Origin of the sequence: Oceanobacillus iheyensis HTE831 (genome assembly GCF_000011245.1) — a bacterium.
Classification (GTDB): Bacteria; Bacillota; Bacilli; order Bacillales; family Amphibacillaceae; genus Oceanobacillus; species Oceanobacillus iheyensis.
The window spans coordinates 3,364,152-3,384,088 of sequence record NC_004193.1; the positions used below are offsets into that span (position 1 = coordinate 3,364,152).

19 protein-coding genes are annotated in these 19,937 nt (G+C 36.6%); 8 read left to right on the forward strand and 11 right to left on the reverse strand.

From position 1 onward, the window contains the following. Positions 1-161 precede the first annotated feature (161 nt). On the forward strand, positions 162-725 hold the full coding sequence (locus tag OB_RS16450) for a PadR family transcriptional regulator (protein ID WP_011067624.1): 564 nt from the start codon (positions 162-164) through the stop codon (positions 723-725). Next, positions 718-1,197 (forward strand): DUF4188 domain-containing protein, encoded by a 480-nt coding sequence (locus OB_RS16455; RefSeq protein ID WP_011067625.1) that lies wholly within the window; start codon positions 718-720, stop codon positions 1,195-1,197. Before OB_RS16450 ends, OB_RS16455 begins: the two co-directional genes overlap by 8 nt. 161 nt (positions 1,198-1,358) lie before the next feature. On the opposite strand, the gene OB_RS16460 is transcribed toward OB_RS16455, so the two are convergent. The 4 genes from OB_RS16460 to OB_RS16475 form a co-directional block, all read right to left on the reverse strand. Continuing rightward, positions 1,359-2,315: a hydroxymethylglutaryl-CoA lyase gene (locus tag OB_RS16460; protein WP_011067626.1), complete on the reverse strand. Its 957-nt coding sequence runs from the start codon at positions 2,313-2,315 to the stop codon at positions 1,359-1,361. A gap of 3 nt (positions 2,316-2,318) precedes the next feature. Then, positions 2,319-3,527 (reverse strand): CaiB/BaiF CoA transferase family protein, encoded by a 1,209-nt coding sequence (locus OB_RS16465; protein WP_011067627.1) that lies wholly within the window; start codon positions 3,525-3,527, stop codon positions 2,319-2,321. A gap of 289 nt (positions 3,528-3,816) precedes the next feature. Beyond that, positions 3,817-4,653: a sugar phosphate isomerase/epimerase family protein gene (locus OB_RS16470; RefSeq protein WP_011067628.1), complete on the reverse strand. Its 837-nt coding sequence runs from the start codon at positions 4,651-4,653 to the stop codon at positions 3,817-3,819. Between the two features lie 191 nt (positions 4,654-4,844). After that, positions 4,845-5,612 (reverse strand): IclR family transcriptional regulator, encoded by a 768-nt coding sequence (locus OB_RS16475; RefSeq protein ID WP_011067629.1) that lies wholly within the window; start codon positions 5,610-5,612, stop codon positions 4,845-4,847. 357 nt (positions 5,613-5,969) lie between these two features. Here OB_RS16475 and OB_RS16480 point away from each other — a divergent pair, with 357 nt between their 5' ends. From OB_RS16480 to OB_RS16490, 3 genes are all read left to right on the forward strand, one after another. Beyond that, positions 5,970-7,010 (forward strand): Bug family tripartite tricarboxylate transporter substrate binding protein, encoded by a 1,041-nt coding sequence (locus tag OB_RS16480; RefSeq protein ID WP_011067630.1) that lies wholly within the window; start codon positions 5,970-5,972, stop codon positions 7,008-7,010. A gap of 262 nt (positions 7,011-7,272) precedes the next feature. Further along, positions 7,273-7,770 carry a tripartite tricarboxylate transporter TctB family protein gene (locus OB_RS16485; protein ID WP_011067631.1) on the forward strand — a complete coding sequence of 166 codons (498 nt, stop codon included), beginning with the start codon at positions 7,273-7,275 and terminating at the stop codon, positions 7,768-7,770. Positions 7,771-7,785: 15 nt separating this feature from the next. Continuing rightward, positions 7,786-9,282, forward strand: a complete 1,497-nt coding sequence (locus tag OB_RS16490; RefSeq protein ID WP_011067632.1) for a tripartite tricarboxylate transporter permease — start codon at positions 7,786-7,788, stop codon at positions 9,280-9,282. A gap of 223 nt (positions 9,283-9,505) precedes the next feature. Here OB_RS16490 and OB_RS16495 read toward each other — a convergent pair whose 3' ends face one another. From OB_RS16495 to OB_RS16510, 4 genes are all read right to left on the reverse strand, one after another. Further along, complete coding sequence (locus OB_RS16495) at positions 9,506-11,266, reverse strand: thiamine pyrophosphate-binding protein (RefSeq protein ID WP_011067633.1); 1,761 nt, start codon at positions 11,264-11,266, stop codon at positions 9,506-9,508. Between the two features lie 12 nt (positions 11,267-11,278). Next, the gene (locus OB_RS16500; RefSeq protein ID WP_011067634.1) at positions 11,279-12,259 is read right to left on the reverse strand and encodes a zinc-dependent alcohol dehydrogenase; all 981 of its coding nucleotides are present in this window, start codon (positions 12,257-12,259) and stop codon (positions 11,279-11,281) included. Between the two features lie 36 nt (positions 12,260-12,295). After that, positions 12,296-13,723 (reverse strand): aldehyde dehydrogenase family protein, encoded by a 1,428-nt coding sequence (locus tag OB_RS16505; protein WP_011067635.1) that lies wholly within the window; start codon positions 13,721-13,723, stop codon positions 12,296-12,298. 63 nt (positions 13,724-13,786) lie between these two features. Next, complete coding sequence (locus tag OB_RS16510) at positions 13,787-14,839, reverse strand: Gfo/Idh/MocA family protein (protein WP_041544356.1); 1,053 nt, start codon at positions 14,837-14,839, stop codon at positions 13,787-13,789. A gap of 169 nt (positions 14,840-15,008) precedes the next feature. Between OB_RS16510 and OB_RS16515 the strand changes: the two genes are divergently transcribed. Beyond that, the gene (locus OB_RS16515) at positions 15,009-16,019 is read left to right on the forward strand and encodes a substrate-binding domain-containing protein (protein WP_041544620.1); all 1,011 of its coding nucleotides are present in this window, start codon (positions 15,009-15,011) and stop codon (positions 16,017-16,019) included. Between the two features lie 134 nt (positions 16,020-16,153). Here OB_RS16515 and aroD read toward each other — a convergent pair whose 3' ends face one another. Next, on the reverse strand, positions 16,154-16,912 hold the full coding sequence (aroD, locus tag OB_RS16520) for a type I 3-dehydroquinate dehydratase (protein ID WP_011067638.1): 759 nt from the start codon (positions 16,910-16,912) through the stop codon (positions 16,154-16,156). A gap of 200 nt (positions 16,913-17,112) precedes the next feature. On the opposite strand from aroD, the gene OB_RS16525 reads away from it, so the two are divergent. Then, positions 17,113-17,490, forward strand: coding sequence for a helix-turn-helix domain-containing protein (locus OB_RS16525; protein ID WP_050750226.1), 378 nt, complete (start codon positions 17,113-17,115; stop codon positions 17,488-17,490). 123 nt (positions 17,491-17,613) lie between these two features. On the opposite strand, the gene OB_RS16530 is transcribed toward OB_RS16525, so the two are convergent. Beyond that, complete coding sequence (locus tag OB_RS16530; protein ID WP_011067640.1) at positions 17,614-18,003, reverse strand: RDD family protein; 390 nt, start codon at positions 18,001-18,003, stop codon at positions 17,614-17,616. A 187-nt stretch (positions 18,004-18,190) separates the two neighbouring features. Between OB_RS16530 and OB_RS16535 the strand changes: the two genes are divergently transcribed. Next, on the forward strand, positions 18,191-19,075 hold the full coding sequence (locus tag OB_RS16535) for a fructose bisphosphate aldolase (protein WP_011067641.1): 885 nt from the start codon (positions 18,191-18,193) through the stop codon (positions 19,073-19,075). A gap of 353 nt (positions 19,076-19,428) precedes the next feature. Here the strand turns inward: OB_RS16535 and OB_RS16540 are convergent, their stop codons facing one another. After that, positions 19,429-19,890, reverse strand: a complete 462-nt coding sequence (locus OB_RS16540; RefSeq protein WP_011067642.1) for a YehR family lipoprotein — start codon at positions 19,888-19,890, stop codon at positions 19,429-19,431. Between the last annotated feature and the right edge of the window lie 47 nt (positions 19,891-19,937).

Genomic DNA, 19,937 nt, shown 5'->3' on the forward strand with positions numbered 1-19,937 from the left:
CCTTTTTAGGTCTGTACCCGTAAATAGAGGTAATAAATCAAAAATATAATATTAACCATTTAAAATTATCTGAATTTATGTTGACTAAAGTGAGGCGTGTAGTATAGTTAATATATCAAAAAGATATATCTAATTGATATAAAGAAAGGTTGGAACTAAAAATGAAAACGTATAACGATACCACCTATGCAATTTTAGGTATTTTAACAACAGATTGTACATCAGGATATGACATTAAAAAACTAATTGATCAGAGCCTAAATCATTTTTGGAAGATTAGCTATGGACAGATTTATCCCACGTTAAAGTTACTAGTGGAGGAAGAACTCGCGGAAGTTGCACCGTCTTCAGAAGGCGGAAGAAAAGAAAGAAATGAATATTCACTAACTGAAAAAGGAGTAAGCACACTAAAAGCATGGTTAGAAGAACCTGTTCAACAGTTACCAGTGGAGAAAAACGAAATTTTACTTAAATTATTTTTCGGGAATCACCAATCAAATCAAGCGAGCATTCGTCTTATTGAAGATTACAGAACAAAGCTAGAAACACGTTATCAAACCTATACAGCAATTGAAAAATCTATTCAAGAACATGAATCAGCTTCCAAAGACGCAAAGTATTGGCTGTACACATTAGATTATGGAAAAAGAACAACAAAAGCCGCCATCAATTGGTGTGAAGCAACCATCAAAAATATCACAGAAGGAGAAGATATATATGAGTAAAGCGATTTATACGGGTGGATACACGACGGAAAACTCTGAAGAAATAGTAGTTTTTATCATCGGAATGCGCATTAACAAGTATATTGCTATTCATAAATGGCTTCCTGTTTTTCTGGCAATGCCACGGATGATTAAAGAATTATATACACAAAAAGACTCCCTTGGCTTCATTTCAATGGAAAGCTACTTTGGCCTAAAGACAACAGCAATGATTCAATATTGGAATTCCACAGAGGAGTTACATGCTTATGCCAGAAAAAACAATCATCTAACGGCATGGAGGAACTTTAATAAAAAAGTTGCTAACAATGATGCTGTCGGAGTTTATCATGAAACATATCAAATAAAGAAAGGCGAGTACGAAGCAATTTACAGAAATATGCCTCATTACGGGCTAGGAAAAGCACTCACACATATTCCCATTACTCCTAAGACTAATTCTTCGAGGAAGAGGTTGGCTAGTAATTCCTAATCACCTCTACTCTAACCGAAATATTTCACCATTAAATTTTAGTTGAATCAATTTCATATAAAATTCAATTGTTGACAGTTTTTCCACATGCAGGGCTACAACTAACTAGGAAATCATTCAAACCGCACAGAATATTCCATGCGGTTTGAATGATTTTAAAATTAATTATTTATTTTTTGTTGAGATTTAGGCTTGGAATGAAGGTCAGCGGAAGGTCCTGCTTGCAGTATAAAACTCCCTCCATCATGACCGATGATGTTTTTCACTTCTTTAGCAGTGGTGATTACAGAGGAAAGATTTATGCCAGTATCTACACCATTTTCGTGTAGGAAATGCACTAAATCCTCTGTTGCAACATTCCCTGATGCTCCTGGTGCATACGGACAACCGCCTAACCCAGCGATAGAACTATCAAAACGAATAACTCCTTGTTGGAGTGCACTTATCGTATTAGCTAATGCCATTCCTCTTGTATTATGAAAATGCATGGAGAAAGTAAGGGTTGGGTATGTCTCTTTTAAAACCCCAAGTGTTTCATATACTTGCTTAGGAGTTGCCATGCCTGTAGTATCAGCTAAGGAAACCTCTTCAATCCCCATCTTTTGGTAACGATCTAGTATCGGAATTAACTGATTTACTCCCACTTTACCTTCATACGGACAACCAAAAGCAACCGAGATGGAACCGCCGACTTTTGTATCGTTTTGGTTGGCGTATTCAATAATTGGTTCTAATTTATTTTGTGCTTCTATTACAGTAGCATTCGCATTAGATAAACTGTGCGAATCGGTGGCTGAGAGCATTAGCTTTAATTTCTTCACTCCAGCATTAACAGCTCGTTGCGCTCCCGTTAAATTAGGGACTAATGCTCTTAGATGAAGATTTTCTATATCATGTACTCTACTGACAACTTCCTCTGCATCCTTAAGTTGTGGAATTGCTTTAGGATGGACGAATGAAGTCACTTCCATTGTAGTAATACCCGTTTTAGCAAGACTTCTAATCATTTCTACTTTTTTGTCTGTTGGAATCCACTCTGGCTCTGCTTGAAAACCATCTCTAGGTGCAACTTCACAAATTATAGCTTTTGTAGGAAGTAAAAACGCTTGATCTGCCATAAACTAGATTACCCCCTGTTCCTTTAGTGTACTAATTTCTGCTTCTGAAAGACCTAGGTGATTTCCAAGAATCTCTTCATTATGTTCCCCTAATTCTGGCGCACGATGTCTTATTTTACCTGGGGTTTTTGAGAAGTTTGGTACCACACCTGGAACTTTAACTTTTCCTAATCGTGGATGCTCCACCTCAACAATATTATCTCTAGCTTGATAGTGAGGATCATTGAAGATGTCCTCTATTGTATAGATTGGACTAATAGGTACACCATAGTTATCCAAAATCTCCGTTAACTCTTTCAAGTTATGCTTTTTAATCCAGTTGGACACAATCTCTTGTACCTCACTATCATTTTTTAGTCTCTCAGAATTCGTATAATATCTATCATCTTCGAGCATATCTTTTCGATTCATCGCATCGGCTAGTCGATCAAAAGTAGAATCGGTACTACATACGAGTACAACAAATTTTCCATCCTTCGTTGCATACGTACCTGCAGGGCTAGAATGACCAGATAATCCTGGACTTCGATCTCTGACCTTTTTGTTTTGATCGTATTCTGCTATTAAAAACTCTAACATCCTGAAAATAGATTCATAGAGTCCCATCTCTACGACTTGACCTTCTTTTTCCTCATGGACATCACGATGGTATAATGCACTCACTGTAGCAAAAGCGACATATACTCCAGTTATATAATCCAATAAAGAATAAGATGGACTTACAGGCGGTCGATCAATATACCCCTGTATTGCAGTATGACCACTAAATGCCGTTGCAGGAGTACCAAAACCAGCTTTTTTACTATATGGACCCGTTTGTCCGTATCCAGATAAACGAACCATAATTAGCTGTGGATTCTCTTCTTTTAATTCTTCATAGCTTAGTCCCCATTTTTCCAATGTTCCAGGTCTAAAATTCTCAATAAGTACATCCGTTTGTGCAATTAACTTTTTGAAAATATTTTTTCCTGCTTCTTTACGAATATCTAAAGTAAGTGATTTTTTATTGCGGGCTAATCCTGGCCACCTTAAGGCTTCCCCATCTTTCCATGGGCCTACAGTACGAAGCGTATCACCTTTTCCTGGTAATTCAATCTTCGTCACATCTCCTCCTAAGTCTGCTAGTAAAGTTGCTCCAAATGGCGCGGCTATCATCGTAGATATGTCTAGGATTTTCAATCCTGTTAAGGGACCATAATTGTTGTTGTTCATCTTGACTCTCTCCTTTAGATCGATCTAAAAAACGCTTGTTTGATTAACCTTTCTTTATGCTGCATATACCCTCTCGATACGATGGTAAAGGATTAAAACGTATACATCTCCCTTTTAACCAAAACACTTAACATATTACGTTATTTAAAAATTGTATTAGAAAAACGATTACATTCTCTCCCACGAATTGGATTGCCAATTCATGTAACAGTTTACGCAACAATTTTTTCACAGTCAAGTAAATTCAAAATATTGAGTATAATATAAATTAACTATTTAAGCGATTATTTTACTTTCTTATTGTTCTATCCTCTGAAGAAATTTTATTGAAATAATTTTTCGCTTTGATTAACGTTTGTTTCACAAATTCAGGGTAACCTAATCTAATTGCTTCACTCCTATTCGGTTGTTCAATGGAGTATGGTATCTCGGGAATATTGTCGACAATTGAGGCGATATCAATCCCTCCATCTCCTACATAAGATCTGTCTTCACGCATAATTCGAATTAATTCTTCTTTTTGTTTTGGAATCGTACTCGGAGCATCACAAAGGTGAAGATATCGAAACCACTCCTTTGGCAAGGTTTTTAGATCTTCTACATTTTCTTTGGAACGATGAAAATGGTGTAAATCAATCATTAATCCTGCGTTTTCTTGTTTAACACTCTGCAATACATCAATAGCTCCCTCAAGATTAGAAACCCCAGCAATTGGAACAAATTCTAATTCTACTGTTAGTCCATACGTTTTAGCTAATTCACATAGCTCATGAAAGCGTTCCATGTAAAGAGATCTATCTTTTGTCCAAATACTACTTAATACATGCCTTCCACCTAACTCTGCACCAACTTCAAAAGCAGGCTCATACGCTTTTGGATCAATATCATCTTGTATTTTCGCAAGTTCAATATCAAGTAACTTTATTCCAGTATTCTCTAATGCTCTTTTTGTCTGACGGAACATTTCATGATTGTCGGCTAAAGCATAGTTTGGTTCGTTTGGAAGCCCCATGTAAATAGGGCGAAAACTAACAAAATCATAGCCAGCATCTGAAGCAAGATACGTTAATTCCGGTGGAGCATACTCCAATGCAGTCAAATGCGCAAGTGAAAATTGCTTTGTCATGATACTTCCTCCTTTTGTTAGATCGATCTAATTGAAAACGATAACAAAACAGTATCATAATAATCAAATAGTTTCAATCTTTTATTTGTTTAATAACTGACTGTAGTTACCTATAAAATAACAAAATCCCTTATGGAAAGAATAAGAGATTTTTCAACATTATAGGATACCAACCATCATAAGTACTTATATTAATTTTCATGAGCTCGATTACTTATATATCCTAGATTTTTAGAGATCTCAACGGAAGCCTCCATCACCATCTTTCTCAACTCGGGCCATTCCCTTGGTTTTAATCTGCTTGCAGGTCCAGACACAGATAAAACGGCAACAACTTCATTTTGAAAATTAAAAATAGGTGCTGCTGCAGCTGATGTACCAGATTCTCTTTCCTCAATACTAACTGCATATTTTTCCTTTATAATTAAATCCAGTTCATTCTTCAAATCTACTTTACTCTTTTTTAATGGCTGTGTATCCATCGCATCTTCAATAAATTCTTTTGATTGATAGGCTAGAAATACTTTCCCGCTTGCTCCTACTGTTAACGGTAGTTTTTGACCTACACTAATCATATGTTTAACAGATTGCAAACTCTCAAATTGCTGGACACATACTCGATGTTTTCCATCCAATATATAAAGGTTTACCGTTTCTTTTGTCTGTTCCCTCAATCTTTCCATAGTTGATTTAGCTAATGAATTCAGTTCAAAAGTTTGTCCCGCTACAAATCCGAGAAAATAAATTTGCTTACCTAGCCTGTATTTAGCATTTACTTCATCCTTTTCTACAAAATTATTCATCTCTAGAGTGGATAATAATCTTGTAGTAGTAGACTTGGCTAATCCTGTGTATAGGGATATTTCAGTTAATGTTAATTCAGAATTCTTCTCGATAAAACAATTTAATATATCAATCGATCTTTGTAAGGTTCTAATTCCTTTTGGAGAATCATTCATTTCCAACTTTTCTCCCCTCCCTCATTCTTATATAGATCCCATCGTAATTTTATAATAGATTATTAACATTGCTATTTCAATTCTCTAATAAATAACCTCTCTTCCTGCATGATTGTTTACCAACTACAACAGCACCGTTTTAGAATACTTGCAAAACCGTACCAAAAAATAAATTATTATAAATTTTAAATAAACTACTGTTAATTTAGAAATATTCTGATATAATGCTAATTGTATTAGAAATATTCCACTAGGTGAATTTCTCTCCCAACTAATGGAACTATTTGTAACCGTATTCATTGTAACTTAAGGTTTTAGCTTTAAATATGAAAAATATTTTTAGAAGGGATGTTATTAATGAAAAAGAATAAATGGTTTGTTTTATTATCAATGACAGTGTTATTACTTATTGTTTCTGCTTGCCAATCTGAAAATAGTAGTTCAGCAGGAGGAGATTCTTCCAACTACCCGAATAAAGATGTTAACGGAATTATTCAATGGGGAGAAGGAGGAGCTACTGATAATATCTCAAGAACCCTAGCTCCATTAGCTGAAGAAGAGTTAGGTGGATCTATCGTAATGCAGAATAGAGCCGGCGCTTCTGGTGCTATAGGTGCTCAGTATGTTTATGACCAACCCTCTGATGGCTATTCCTTATTATTCGGTGCTGAGAATCCAAACTTATATCAGACCTTAGGAATTTCAGAACGTGATTATCTAAATGACTTTGTTCCTATCACTATAATTGGACAAAGCTATGCAGGTATCGTTGTAAAAGCTGACTCTGAATATGAAACATTAGAAGATTTAGTAGACGCTTCTAAAAATAATCCAGGTGAGTTAGTAATGGGTACTTCTGGTGAAGGTGGGCTTCCACATGTAGCCGCTTCTATGTTAAAGAGTGAATTAGGTACGGAATTTAACATGGTTCCTTACGATGGAGATGGTCCATTGGCAACTGCTCTATTAGGTGAAGAAATTGATACTACTGTATTGGCAGTATCTGCAGCACAGGAATATGTAGAATCAGGTGATTTTCGAATGCTAGCGATCATTAATAACGAACCACTAGAATCATTCCCAGACACCCCATTAATTACTGATATTTATCCTGAATTCGATAAATATCTGCCTTGGGGACCATTCCAGGGTGTGTTTGCTCACAAAGATACTCCAGAAGACGTAGTGGAAAAGTTAGTTACTTCATTTGAAGCAGCACAAGAGAATGAAGAATTTCAGAACACGTTAAGCAATTTAGGTGTTAACCCCTTAAATCTCAATGGTGAAGAAGCAATTGAATACTTGGAACAGAATAGATCAACATCCACATGGATGCTTTATGACGCTGGTGAAACAGACACATCACCGGAAGAGTTTGGGATTCCAAGAGTTGAATAATTAATACTTCTAAAAGGGTTTGGGACAAAACCAACAAGTTTTGGTCAAAAGATGGATGATAGCTAGAATAAGCGTAGAAAATATATCCAGACTTCGCTTAGATATTGCTGTCCCAAGCCCCTATTTAAAACAAAAAGTTAGTAGATTCATTAAATTATAAGCTATACACTCAAATCCAAAATGATGACATCGATACTTAGTAACACAAATAATTCACTTATACATCACATTGTTGAATATTACGTAAGGAGCGTAATGCTATATGCATATTTTAAAATCAACTGCGCCAGGGCTTATTATGATTATCGTTAGTGCGATCATCTTCAGCCAAGCCATTATGATAGAAGGAGCGTCCATTTTTGATCCAGGAGGAAGCATTTTCTTCTCTATGTTGATTTCTTCTGTCATGGCCATTACAGGTATTGTAACTTGTCTCCTTGATGTACGCACGCTAAAAAGAAACAGAGAAGAGTCAAAAGAAAATCCAATTTCATCGAACGTAGAGAAGGATTCAACTAGCGCAATAGAAACATTTAAAAAACAAGATTATAAGCTTGTTTTATTCTACTTTTTACTGATACTTGGATATGTATTGATTATTCCGATCGTCACATTCTACCCTGCCACTTTTATATTTTTAACGGTTAGTATGTTTTATTTAAAAAATGTTTCCTGGAAACTAAATCTTCTTGTATCAGTAGGCAGTTTGCTAGTTATCTATCTTTTATTCGCACAGTTTTTAAATATTATTTTCCCATAAGGAGATTTATTTAAGATGGACTTCGTACAACAAATACTTTTACCAATTACGGATATTAATTTAATCTTACTAGTTGCAGCAGGTACACTCACAGGTATTCTTATTGGTGCTATACCTGGATTATCTGTAACGATGACCGTTGCACTCATTCTGTCATTAACTTATTCATGGGATCTACTCCCTGCATTGGCAGTAATGATAGGGGTATACTTCGGTGGTGTGTTCGGTGGATCTCGACCAGCCATTTTATTAAATATCCCTGGATCACCTTCTTCTGTTGCTACTTCTTTTGACGGATACCCTCTTGCTAGTAATGGGGAAGCGAAAATGGCTCTTACTTTAACAACACTTTTCTCTTTTGTAGGAGGAATTATTGGTGTTACGGTATTAGCTTTTGCGGCTCCGTTAGTATCTTCCATAGCTATCCAATTTGGCCAAAGAGATTATTTCTTGCTGGCTATGCTTGGTCTATTATTAGTAGGTGGACTTAGTAAAGGCTCCCTTGCAAAAGGAATATTCGCAGCCGGTGCTGGGGTTATTTTAGGATTGGTAGGGATGGATTCAATTGGCGGTGGTACAAGATTTACCTTTGGCTCTCTCCAATTAATGAATGGAATTGATTTTGTTATTGCGATTCTAGGGTTGTTTGGTTTAGCAGAAGTACTGTATCAATTAAGAACCATCAACAAGAAAAGCATCACTGCTACCTTAAAAAAAATGGCGTTCCCTCCTATTAAATTTATTTTAAAATTCTTGCCACTCTCCATCCGAGTTTCTGTCCTCGGTGTACTTGTTGGTGCTCTTCCTGGCGCTGGTGGGGAAATAGCTGCGCTTCTCTCATATGATCACGCAAAACAATCTGTTAAAAAGCCAAGTCGACCATTTGGAGAAGGAGCTTATGAAGGTGTGATTGCTCCTGAAACAGCGAATAATGCTGCAATTGGTGGGGCCCTTATACCATTACTAACATTAGGTATACCTGGTGATGCCGTAACCGCTATTTTCATTGGTGCATTATTTATTCACGGATTACAGCCAGGACCGTTACTAATGGAGCAAAGTGCAGATGTATTTGGCGTTATGGTTGGTGCTTCCTTACTCGCAAACATATTTTTACTTATTTTTGGATTACTTATCGTCAATATCTTTATCAAAGTGATCAAGATTCCGAAGCAGGTTCTATATCCAATAATTATTGTTATTACTATTATTGGTGCTTATGCAATTAATAATAGCCTTACAGATGTTTATTGGATGTTAGGCTTTGGTATCGTAGGTTTATTCATGAAGATACATCAATTTCCAGTTGCTCCAATGGTTTTAGGTATTATCTTAGGACCATTACTCGAAACATCTTTCCGACGCGCTTATATTAGTTCACAAGGTACATCTGACTTTTTACTTGGATTTGTGAATTCGCCAATCACTATAATCCTACTGATATTCTTTTTATTTACCATTCTATCTCAGACAAATCTTCTACCACGATTTAAGAAGAAGAAAAGCAGTTAATTGATCACACAGCAAGCCAAAAAGAGCCCGGGGCAACTGATTCATGCAAAATACAACATGCCCAGTAAGTGGTACATCCTAAAATAGGTGTACCACTTCTTTTCATTTATCTTCATCATGTATGTATAGATGACCATGAAAAAAGATTCCAGCTATCTAATTGATAACTGGAATCTTTTTTCTTCTTAAGGCTAATTATGTCCTAGCCCCTTGTATATCTGTTTTATTGAACACTTTCATGATGAACTTTTTTGCCTGGAGAATAGATATCCATGATATTCCAATGCCCATCTGTAGGGACTGGATTATTTACCATCGGCACATCTAATACAAATGGTCTATTGGATGCAATCGCTTGTTCCAGTGCGGGTTTAAATTCATCCGCAGACTGAATTTTTACCGCTTCAACGCCATAGCCTTTTGCAATTTCTGCATAATTTGGAGAATAAGTGTCTTCCCCACGCTTGAAAACTGTTCCATAGGTTGTGTCAAAGTGCGCTTTTTCTAACCCAGCAATCGTGCCATAGGATGAGTTATTCATTACGATCCATATTACCGGAATATTCTCTTCCACGGCAGTGGCTAAAAGTGCTGGGTTTTGTCCAAATCCTCCGTCTCCTACTAATGAAATTACTACTTTATCTTTCTTGGCAATTTTAGCCCCCATTGCTGCAGGTGCGCCAAATCCCATTGTTGCATAGCCACCAGGTGTGAGAATACTTCCTGGTTCATAAATTGGAAATTGCTGTCCGACTCCGTTTTTATTCCAACCAACATCAGTTGTAATATATGCATCCCTTGGGATAACGGACCTTACATCCGCTAAAATCCTTTGGGGAGATAGTGGATAACTATTCGATTCGCTTGCTTCTAGGTTACTCTGTGTAAATTCTTTACGGTAGTTTTTAATTTCTTCCTTGATTTTACTATTCGATACGCCATCAGGAGCGATCTCTTTGGCTACACGATTTAATACGGTAAGAGCCTCTTTTAAATCAGCTACTACCCCTATTTCAACAGGATAATTTCTCCCGATTTCATTCGGATCTATATCTATTTGTATAAGCTTCGTATCAGGAATATTAAATGTGTATTCCGGTTCCCAAGAGCTGCTATCCGCTTCGGCAAACTGCGTTCCTAAAGCAAAGATTTGATCAGCAGTTCTTGTTTTTTCATTAATAAATTTCGTACCCCAAAAACCTGTCATCCCTAATACTAATTCATTATCATCTGGGATAACTCCTTTACCCATTAAGGTATGTGCTACTGGTATATCAAAATGATTCACAAATTCAAGTAATTCTTCTGCTGCATCCGCTAAAATAACCCCACCGCCTGCATAAATTACAGGAGATTTAGCTTCTAAGAGTGATAGAATAATTTCTTTCGCTTTTTCCTCATTAATAGATGGTTTGGCAATCGATCTCGTATGATGCTTTGTTTTCTCAAACAGTGTGTCATCTATTTCTTTTGAGAACATATCCATTGGTACGGAAACTAATACTGGACCAGGTTTACCACTTTCAGCAAGTTGAAATGCTTTTTCGATAATCTCTGGAAATAAATCTGGACGATCTACACGCCATGCACGTTTCACGAATGGACGATAGATTTCATATTGGGATCCATCTGCATGATAGTTAACTTCTTGATGAGGATGTTTTCCATAATAATGGCTAGGTACATCTCCTGCAATAACAACCATTGGTATGTTATCTAAAGCTGCATTTGCAACCCCGGTTGCGGCATTCGTTAATCCTGGGCCTAAATGACTTAAAACTACTGAGGTCTCTTTTTTTGCTCTCGCATATCCATCTGCCATATGGGCTGCTATTTGTTCGTGACGTACATTGACAAAGTTAATCGAACTTTTCTCAAGCTGCGATAGGAATGCTATGTTGGTGTGACCACACAATCCAAATATATGTTCCACACCTCTATCTTCCAAATATTCAACTAACAAATTAGAAACTAGTCTTTTCATGTACATTACCTCCTAGAATTTCAAAATAATTTTCCCATAATCTCCTGATACCGCATACGTGTATGCCTTTTCATATTCGTTTACAGAAAGAATTTTTGAAATAACTGGTTCTACTTGAAAATCTTCCTGTAACAAGAATTCTATACTCGTATTAAAGTCTTCTGGGAAGTTATATATTATTGATCCATAAATTGTTACTTCCTTGCGAACGATTTCTACAACTGGTAAATTTGCATGTGGCGGCATTCCTATAGCTACAAAGGCTCCACCTGGTTTTAATAATTGTATTCCCTGTTCAAAGGATTCACTTGTTCCTGCTGCTTCTATAACTACATCAAACAATTCCTCAGCATCGGCTGATTGACATGTAGAGACGTTGTGATAGCTATGAGATACTTTGTTTAACTTATTTTGTTTAACATCGATGGCGGTAACTTGAGCGCCTAAGTATTCGGCCACCGCAATTGCTAACATCCCCTCGTTACCACATCCGATGATGGCAACTTTTGTTTCCTCTGTAATCACTACTTTTTTCATTGCGTGAACAATAACTGCCAATGGTTCAATAAGAACTGCCTTTTCATTGGTCAATTGATCGGGTAATGACAATACGTATTTTGCCGAGATAACAAACTCTTCAGCAAAACCACCATCTCTATTAATACCTAATGATTGTTTCTCCGTACAAATATTTGTTTTTCCTACCTTACAATACTCGCACTTACCACAGAAGGAGTTTGGCATAATTGCGACGCGTTTTCCAGCAAAATCGGCTGCAGATTTACCTGTTTCTATGACGGTTCCTATTAATTCATGACCAGGTACAACTGGATAGTTCGCATGTGGAAGCTTTCCTTTAAATACACTAATATCAGATCCACATATCCCTCCGTATATTAGCCTAATTCTAACTTCATCATCGCTTAATTTTGACCTGGAAGCTAACTCTCTAAATTCAATAACTCCAGGACTTGATAAATAAAGCCCATTCACATTATTCACCTTCTATTCCTCAAATTACCTTTTCTATTACACGCGCAGCACTACCATTTTTGATTCTGTCATTTCTTCAAGAGCATATCGAGGGCCTTCTCTACCGATACCGCTATTTTTCACACCACCATACGGCAAGTGATCTAATCGGAAATTAGATGTACCGTTAATGACTATACCTCCAACTTCCATCTCGTCTGCTACTCTGTATGCTAAATCAATTTGATTTGTAAAAATGCCAGTCTGTAATCCAAAAGGAGAATCGTTCGACTCTTGTATCGCTTCCTCAATATTCTTATACGGTATTACACTAACTATCGGCCCAAACACTTCTTCACAGACAACTTTACTCTTTTTCGGAGGATTGAATAATACAGTTGGTTCCACAGAGGCTCCGTTCTTGGTTCCTCCTTGAATGATTTCAGCACCTGATTCCACTGCTTCATTTATCCACTCTATTACTCGGCCTGCAGCTTTCTCGTCAACTAGAGTACCTATGTCGGTATGGGGATCTAACGGATCTCCAACTTTTAATTTTGATACCTCTTGCTTCAATAGTTCTATAAAATTGTCTTTAATTTCTTCTTGAACGTAAATTCGTTGTACCGAGATACAGCTTTGGCCAGAATTACTATAGCCTGTTTTAGCACATAGTCGAGCAGCTGTTTCGATATCAGCATCCTGATGAACAATGGTTGCTGCATTTCCACCAAGCTCAAATAATGTCTTCTTAATTCCTGCTATCTGACTAATATTCCTACTTGCCACTAATCCGCCGGTAAAAGAAATAACGTTTATTCTTTCATCTTTTACAATCTGCTGACCAACATCTACTCCACCGAGCAGCATATGGATGGCATTCTTCGGAAACCCTGCTTCAAATAACAGTTGTAAAAACGCTGTTGCAATTAACGTCGTTTGTGGAGCTGGTTTTAAAAGGGTTACATTTCCACCAGCAAATGCAGGACCTACCTTGTGACACACCAAGTTCAAAGGTGCATTAAATGGTGTGATAGCAGCAACAACGCCAACTGGAACTCTATAGATACTAGCAATTGTATTTAGTCCTCTTTCAGAAGAACTACCTGGTATGGTTTCGCCATGTAATCTTTTCGCTTCTTCACCTGAAAGCTCTAACGTTTCAATTGATCTATCAACTTCTCCTAATGTATCTTTAAGTGGTTTTCCGAGTTCACTCGATAACAATTTAGCAAACTTCTCTTTATTTTCTTCTAATAAATATGCTGCTTTTTTCAAAATTTTAGAGCGTTCGATAATTGGTATGTTTTTAACTTGTTTTTTACCTTTATACGCAGTGGCAAGCGCAATTTCCACATCATCTGATTGTGCGAAGTACTGTTCACCAATGACTTCTCCAGTAAATGGATTTTTTATTTCTTGTTTTTCTCGATCAGTTGTTAACCACTCCCCGTTAATGAAAGATTGTGCTTTTCTTATACTCATTCTCTTCACCCTCTTTTTTGTTAGATCGATCTAATATAATCATAAACTAAATTTTAAAACAATTCAATGCGTTTTATAACTCCCTTCATTTAATTTCACCACAGCTTGTTTATTTATAGATAATTTAATAGCCTCAAGTACTTCTAATGTCTTCAATCCCTCCTCCCCAGGAACGAGAGGTGTGGTTTCACCTTTTAATATATCGATAAAGTGACTTGCTTCTTCCTTTAACGGATCATTCGATTTAACTTCAAATTTCTCTTCCTGTAATTCATTTTTCCATCCATAACCGTCTCCCGTATACGAATACATCCGAAAACTAGGAAAGCTTAAACTTCCTTTGGTCCCGAAAAAGTGATAACAGTCTTTATCAATTTGCCTATAATCACTATTCTCACCTACTGTTAATTCATAAGCCCATGGAGAGGGAACACCATCTGATATAAAATAGTTCGCAGTAATGCCATTACTTGCCTCTAACATAACAGAGGCTGAATCTTCTACTGCATTATTTCTTATTTTACTTTGACTAGATGCGTAAACTCGTAGGAAATCCAAGCCTGTCACATACCTTAAATTGTCGATATCATGGATGCCATTAATTAGCAATGGCCCCCCTCCTTTTTCGACTTTCCAAGATTCATTGTAATATGCTTTATCTTTAGCGAGTGCCCATAACATATTTACTGCTATTAAATCTCCTATGGCCCCCGACGTTATAATCTCTTTCAACTTCCTTATTTTACTTGAGAACCGCCGATGATGGCCGACCATTAAATGTACTTTTCGTTTCGCACAATACGTAATTATTTCTTTTGCTTCCTCCACTGTGGAAGCAATTGGTTTTTCCACTAATATATGCATACCCTTATCTGCACACGCTTCTACTGCTTCTTTATGCAACGCATTGGGGAGTGTTATTACTACTCCATCTAATTCACACTCTAGAATAAGCTGCTTGTAATCCTCATAAATAGGAACATGCAAGTTAGCAGCCCGTTGTTTTGATAAGTCATTTCTTCCCGCAACTGCGACTAATTCGACATCTGACATTTGGTAAAAGTGCTTTGCAAATGCATAACCATGATTAATCCCCAGTACTGCAATTCTCATCATTTCATCACCTCTCCTGATAATTATAATTTTCTGATATATTAGGGTGTAGCTCCTCATTTCCTGCTTTTATTATATTGCTTTTTAAATATCAAAAATGTAAGATAAACGTATCGCAATGAATCAATTACTGTAGAGTAATGCGGATAATATGAATGGATTAGGTGAAATAATGAGTAATAAACAATCCCGTCGAGTGACCTTAATGGAAGTGGCTAACCACGCTGGTGTATCAAGAGCAACAGCATCATTGGTCGCACGTAATAGCACAAAAATCTCTAACGATACAAAAGAAAAAGTATTGCAATCCATGAAAGAACTAGGATACGTATATGATAGAATTGCTGCTAACTTACGATCTCAAACTTCCACAACAATCGGTATTATTATTACAGATGTAGCCAACACTTTCTTTTCAGAATTGCTGTTAGGTGTACACCAAGAATTAGAGAAATTTGGATACACTGTATTTTTAGGAACAACGTTTGACTCCGTCGATAATCAGGTGAAGCTAATCTCCACCATGCTAGAACACCGTGTCGGTGGAATTATATTATGTCCTGTCTCCAGCACTTCAACAGAAACGATTGAACGTGTGCAAAATATTGATATACCTATGGTTGTCGCTGTCAGAGAACTTCCTTTTATCGAAACCAACTATGTTGGTCTTAACTATACACAAGGTGCAAAAAAAGCTACCAGCTATCTATTAGAAAAAGGACATACTCGAATTGCATTCTTAGGTGGCCGCTCAGAGTCTTCTACATGGCACGAAAGAATAGAAGGCTTTTATCAAGCACATCAGAACGCCGGGATAAATGTTGACTCATCATTAATTGTTGATAGTTCTCCAACAAGAGAAGGCGGTATAGAAGCCGTTCAAACAATAATTAATCATCCAAACCGTCCAACAGCCATTTTTTGCTTTAGTGATATGATCGCTTTTGGTGTAATAATTGGCTTACGAAAAGCTGGAATTACACCTGGTGAAGACATTGAAATTGTTGGATTTGATAATGTTCCTGAGACAGAAATTGTTTATCCTCCATTAACAACCGTTTCTTCCTTTCCTCAACAAATTGGAGCAGAGGCGGCTAACCTATTGCATAAAAAAATGACATCAGATACAAACGAAAAGGAACGTATTATTCTCCAACCTGAATTGGTAAAACGAGATAAATAATACATGTAAGGTAGTAAAATCTTAACTTGGATTAATTAGAAGAGTATGATTTTACTACCTTTTTTCATAATGGTTGTATCGATTTCAACTGCTATTTTCATTTAATATATAACTGCTGCTTCTTTATCTTGTCACTACTTCCATTCACCGATTGTATCTTTCATCATCTGAATCATTCGTTTTAAATTAGCGATTGGAACCTGTCCAGGTGCTGAACTTTGAACTCCCAATCCAAAGGTGATAATTGAGCCATATGCCCAACCTACGATTCTACTTAAACTGCCTAGAGCTCCCATAGACATTGTGACGACGGGTATATCCATTGATTCATTTGCTTCCTTCGTCAATTCTAAAAGGCGTAGCACATCGTCTTTTGTTTGCGGCATTACAGCTACCTTAGCTATATCCGCTCCATAAAACTCCATTTGATATAATCGTTTTAAAATAACTTGTCTATTAGGAGTATAATCAAAATTATGATAAGAGAGGATCAATTTTTTATTATATTTTCTTGATGCTTCTCTTAATTGTTTTACGTAAACACAGTCATTTCCTACTTCATAATCTACCATTTCTACAGATGAATTCTCACAAACTTCTAAGAGCAATTGAACTTTTTCTTTTTCTGATAGTGGTATGTTCTCGCCACCTTCTTTTTCAGACCTTATCGTAACTAATAATGGTATAGAACTAGCAGAGGTTAGTTGCTTTAAAGTGGACAAGACTTCAGTTGTATCGCTAATGGAATCAAAATAGTCCAATCGCCATTCAATTAAATCCGGTTCTTCAAGGATCAACGAATGTAATTCTGTAATAATCTCTTCTTTACTTTTACCAGTGATTGGAGTGCAAATGTAAGGGATGTTCTTATTAGTAAATAAATCAGCTGTCATTGTTTATCCCTCCTTTTAGATCGATCTAAATAATTTGAATCTTATTATACAAGAGTTATTCTTTTTAAGCAAAATGAATATTGTTCGATATAATTCTAGACTCTCAAAACCAGCCTCGCTTCTATATCTATTGACACTTTTTTCCCATCTTTGCAATAATAAAATATAACTAAAACAATAATGGGTGGGAGATATGTAAAATGGATTTTAATTTACAGCAAGCGAGAACAACGGAGACGATAATGAATGTGCTTCAAAAATATCCTCATAAAATAGAAATAAAACTAGATAGTATTTTAATAGATCGTAACATGACACAATTTCAATTACATAAATTAACGGGCATTCGTATGGCTACAATTAGTGAATTTATTAATGGAAAGAAAGGATCTGTTAATTTTGTTCACCTCGTAACAATAATGGCTGCGCTTCGTATAACCGATATTTCTGAGATTATTAGTGTAAAGTTTGATAAAGAAGTGGAAGAAGCTTGGAAAGAAGAAATGAGTAATTATGAAGGTCGAGGACTGACAGCGAAACAACAAGAATTGGAAGAAGAAGTTGTAAAAACCATGTAAATGCCATGCCTATACCAATGAACTAAAAGGAACTATAGTTGGATTGATTCTGAACCATGAACTGCCGTCTGTCAAGGAACGGTTCATTCATCCAACTATAGTTCGCTTTATGGTATAGCCACATTAAACTTCTTTCACTACTGTTTTCGCATACGTATCTTGTGGAAGTACACTGCCATCTTCCCCTTCAAATCCTTTACGGTTGCCAAAGTATTTGAACGTACTTACATAATCACGATAAGCCATTCGTTTAATTATTTGATTGGACGTCGGAGCTTGTCCGTCTTTCGCTTCTAATTTTATGCCTACTTGTTTATACCCCACTGTCTGACCGCAAGTGCGTAATTGCGCATATTCCAATCCCCACATAACAACTGTTGGCGTTATTAAAGCATGAACAGCTTCATTTTTAATTTTCTTACGCAGGATTTGCTCTACCCCAATTGTTACCGCAGTAGAAATAGCCAAATCAATGAAAAATGCTTTTGTTCTTTTCTTCGTCATCGATTTCATTTTTTACTACCTCCTATGTAGTTCTTATATTATATACGCTGATGCAACAGAATCGGTTTCAACTTTTTTAAAATCTCCTCGCTATAATCATAGAATCATGAATGTTACGATATATATAGAAAGGTTTCTTCAACCTCAATTATTTATATTCAAAATAGGGTATACCTAATATGAAGGAGTGATAGTGATGAACCAAAAACAATTGGAACAAATGAAAACTAGCAAAGGATTTATCGCAGCACTGGATCAAAGTGGCGGAAGTACACCGAAAGCTCTTGCAGCTTATGGCATTCCTGAAGATTCCTACAACAATGAAGATGAGATGTTTGATTTAGTTCATGAAATGCGTACAAGAATCATTACTTCTAAAGCATTTGATTCAGACTCAATTATCGGCGCCATCCTATTTGAACAGACGATGGACCGTGAAATTGAAGGTATGTATACAGGCGATTATCTTGCGGAGAAAAAAGGCATAGTTCCCTTTTTAAAAGTGGATAAGGGACTCGCTGAAGAAACGAATGGCGTACAATTAATGAAGCCGATTGATAATTTGGATGAGACGTTACGCCGTGCCAATGAACGTAATATTTTTGGAACAAAAATGCGTTCCGTAATTAAACAAGCAAATCCTAAAGCAATTAAGGAAGTCGTCGATCAACAATTCGATATCGGCAAGAAAATTATTGCAGCTGGATTAGTGCCGATTATTGAGCCAGAAGTAGACATCCATAGCCCAGAAAAAGAAAAATGCGAAGACTTGTTAAAAGCAGAAATAATAAACCATCTTAACCAATTAAGTGAAGATGAGAATGTTATGTTAAAATTAACGATTCCAACCAAGAAAAACCTATATAAAGAACTTATCGATCATCCAAGAGTAGTGCGTGTTGTGGCATTATCAGGCGGTTACTCGACCGATGTCGCAAATGAAAAACTGAAAGAAAACAACGGTTTAATCGCAAGCTTTTCCCGTGCATTAAGCCAAGATCTCAATGCCGATCAATCCGATGAAGATTTCAATTTGGCTCTAGAAAAAGCAGTCAAATCAATTTATGATGCTTCTGTGTAATGCGAATTAAAAGTAGCAGCATCCTATGCATGTAGGGTGCTGCTACTTTTGTGTTTGCTCGCTTTAGTGAGTTAAAGTCGGGTCGGGGACCTGGTCTATTCACCATTATTTTTGTGATTAGCTTCTGTTTTGGGTTTTAGAAGCGCTCTATTCACCATTTTTCTTGCATTTCACTTCTGTTTTGGGTTTTAGAAGCGCTCTATTCACCATTATTCTTGCGTTTTGCTTCTGTTTTAGGTTTTAGAAGCGCTCTATTCACCATTTTTCTTGCGATTTGCTTCTGTTTTGGGTTTTAGAAGCACTCTATTTGTGAACCGATTCTATTTTAGTTTAGAGATGTGTTCTATTCACCACTATTCGACTTTCTCAAATCCTTGTGATTCAATTAATTCGATTGATTTCTCCAGACTAATGCCTTCGGTTGGATCTCCTTCAAACATGGAGCCTTCTAATTCCGCTATTTCACTTGCATCTGCTTCATTGTAATCTACGGTTACCTTCTCGACTACTTTATCATCCTGGTAATCAATTTCATGAGTTAAGCCATTGATATTTTGATATTCTTCAACTAATGGTGCCAGCAACTCCTCTGCTTCTTCTTTCGTTGTGACTCCAAGTGCACTGTACTCAATTTCACTTTCGGAGACTTGCTTTACAACATTATCACCTTCTGCAGTGTAGGTTAATGTTATCGAAATCCCATTTTCTTCTGCCTGGTACGTCACTGTTTCTTCACTGCCACAAGCGGCCAATATGAACATCGTAACAGCGATAAACAACAACCCTGCCATCCGTGCTAAAAAATGCTTTTCCATTCATTCCTCTCCTATCGTCTCTAAGTTGATCAAAGGGCATCTGTATA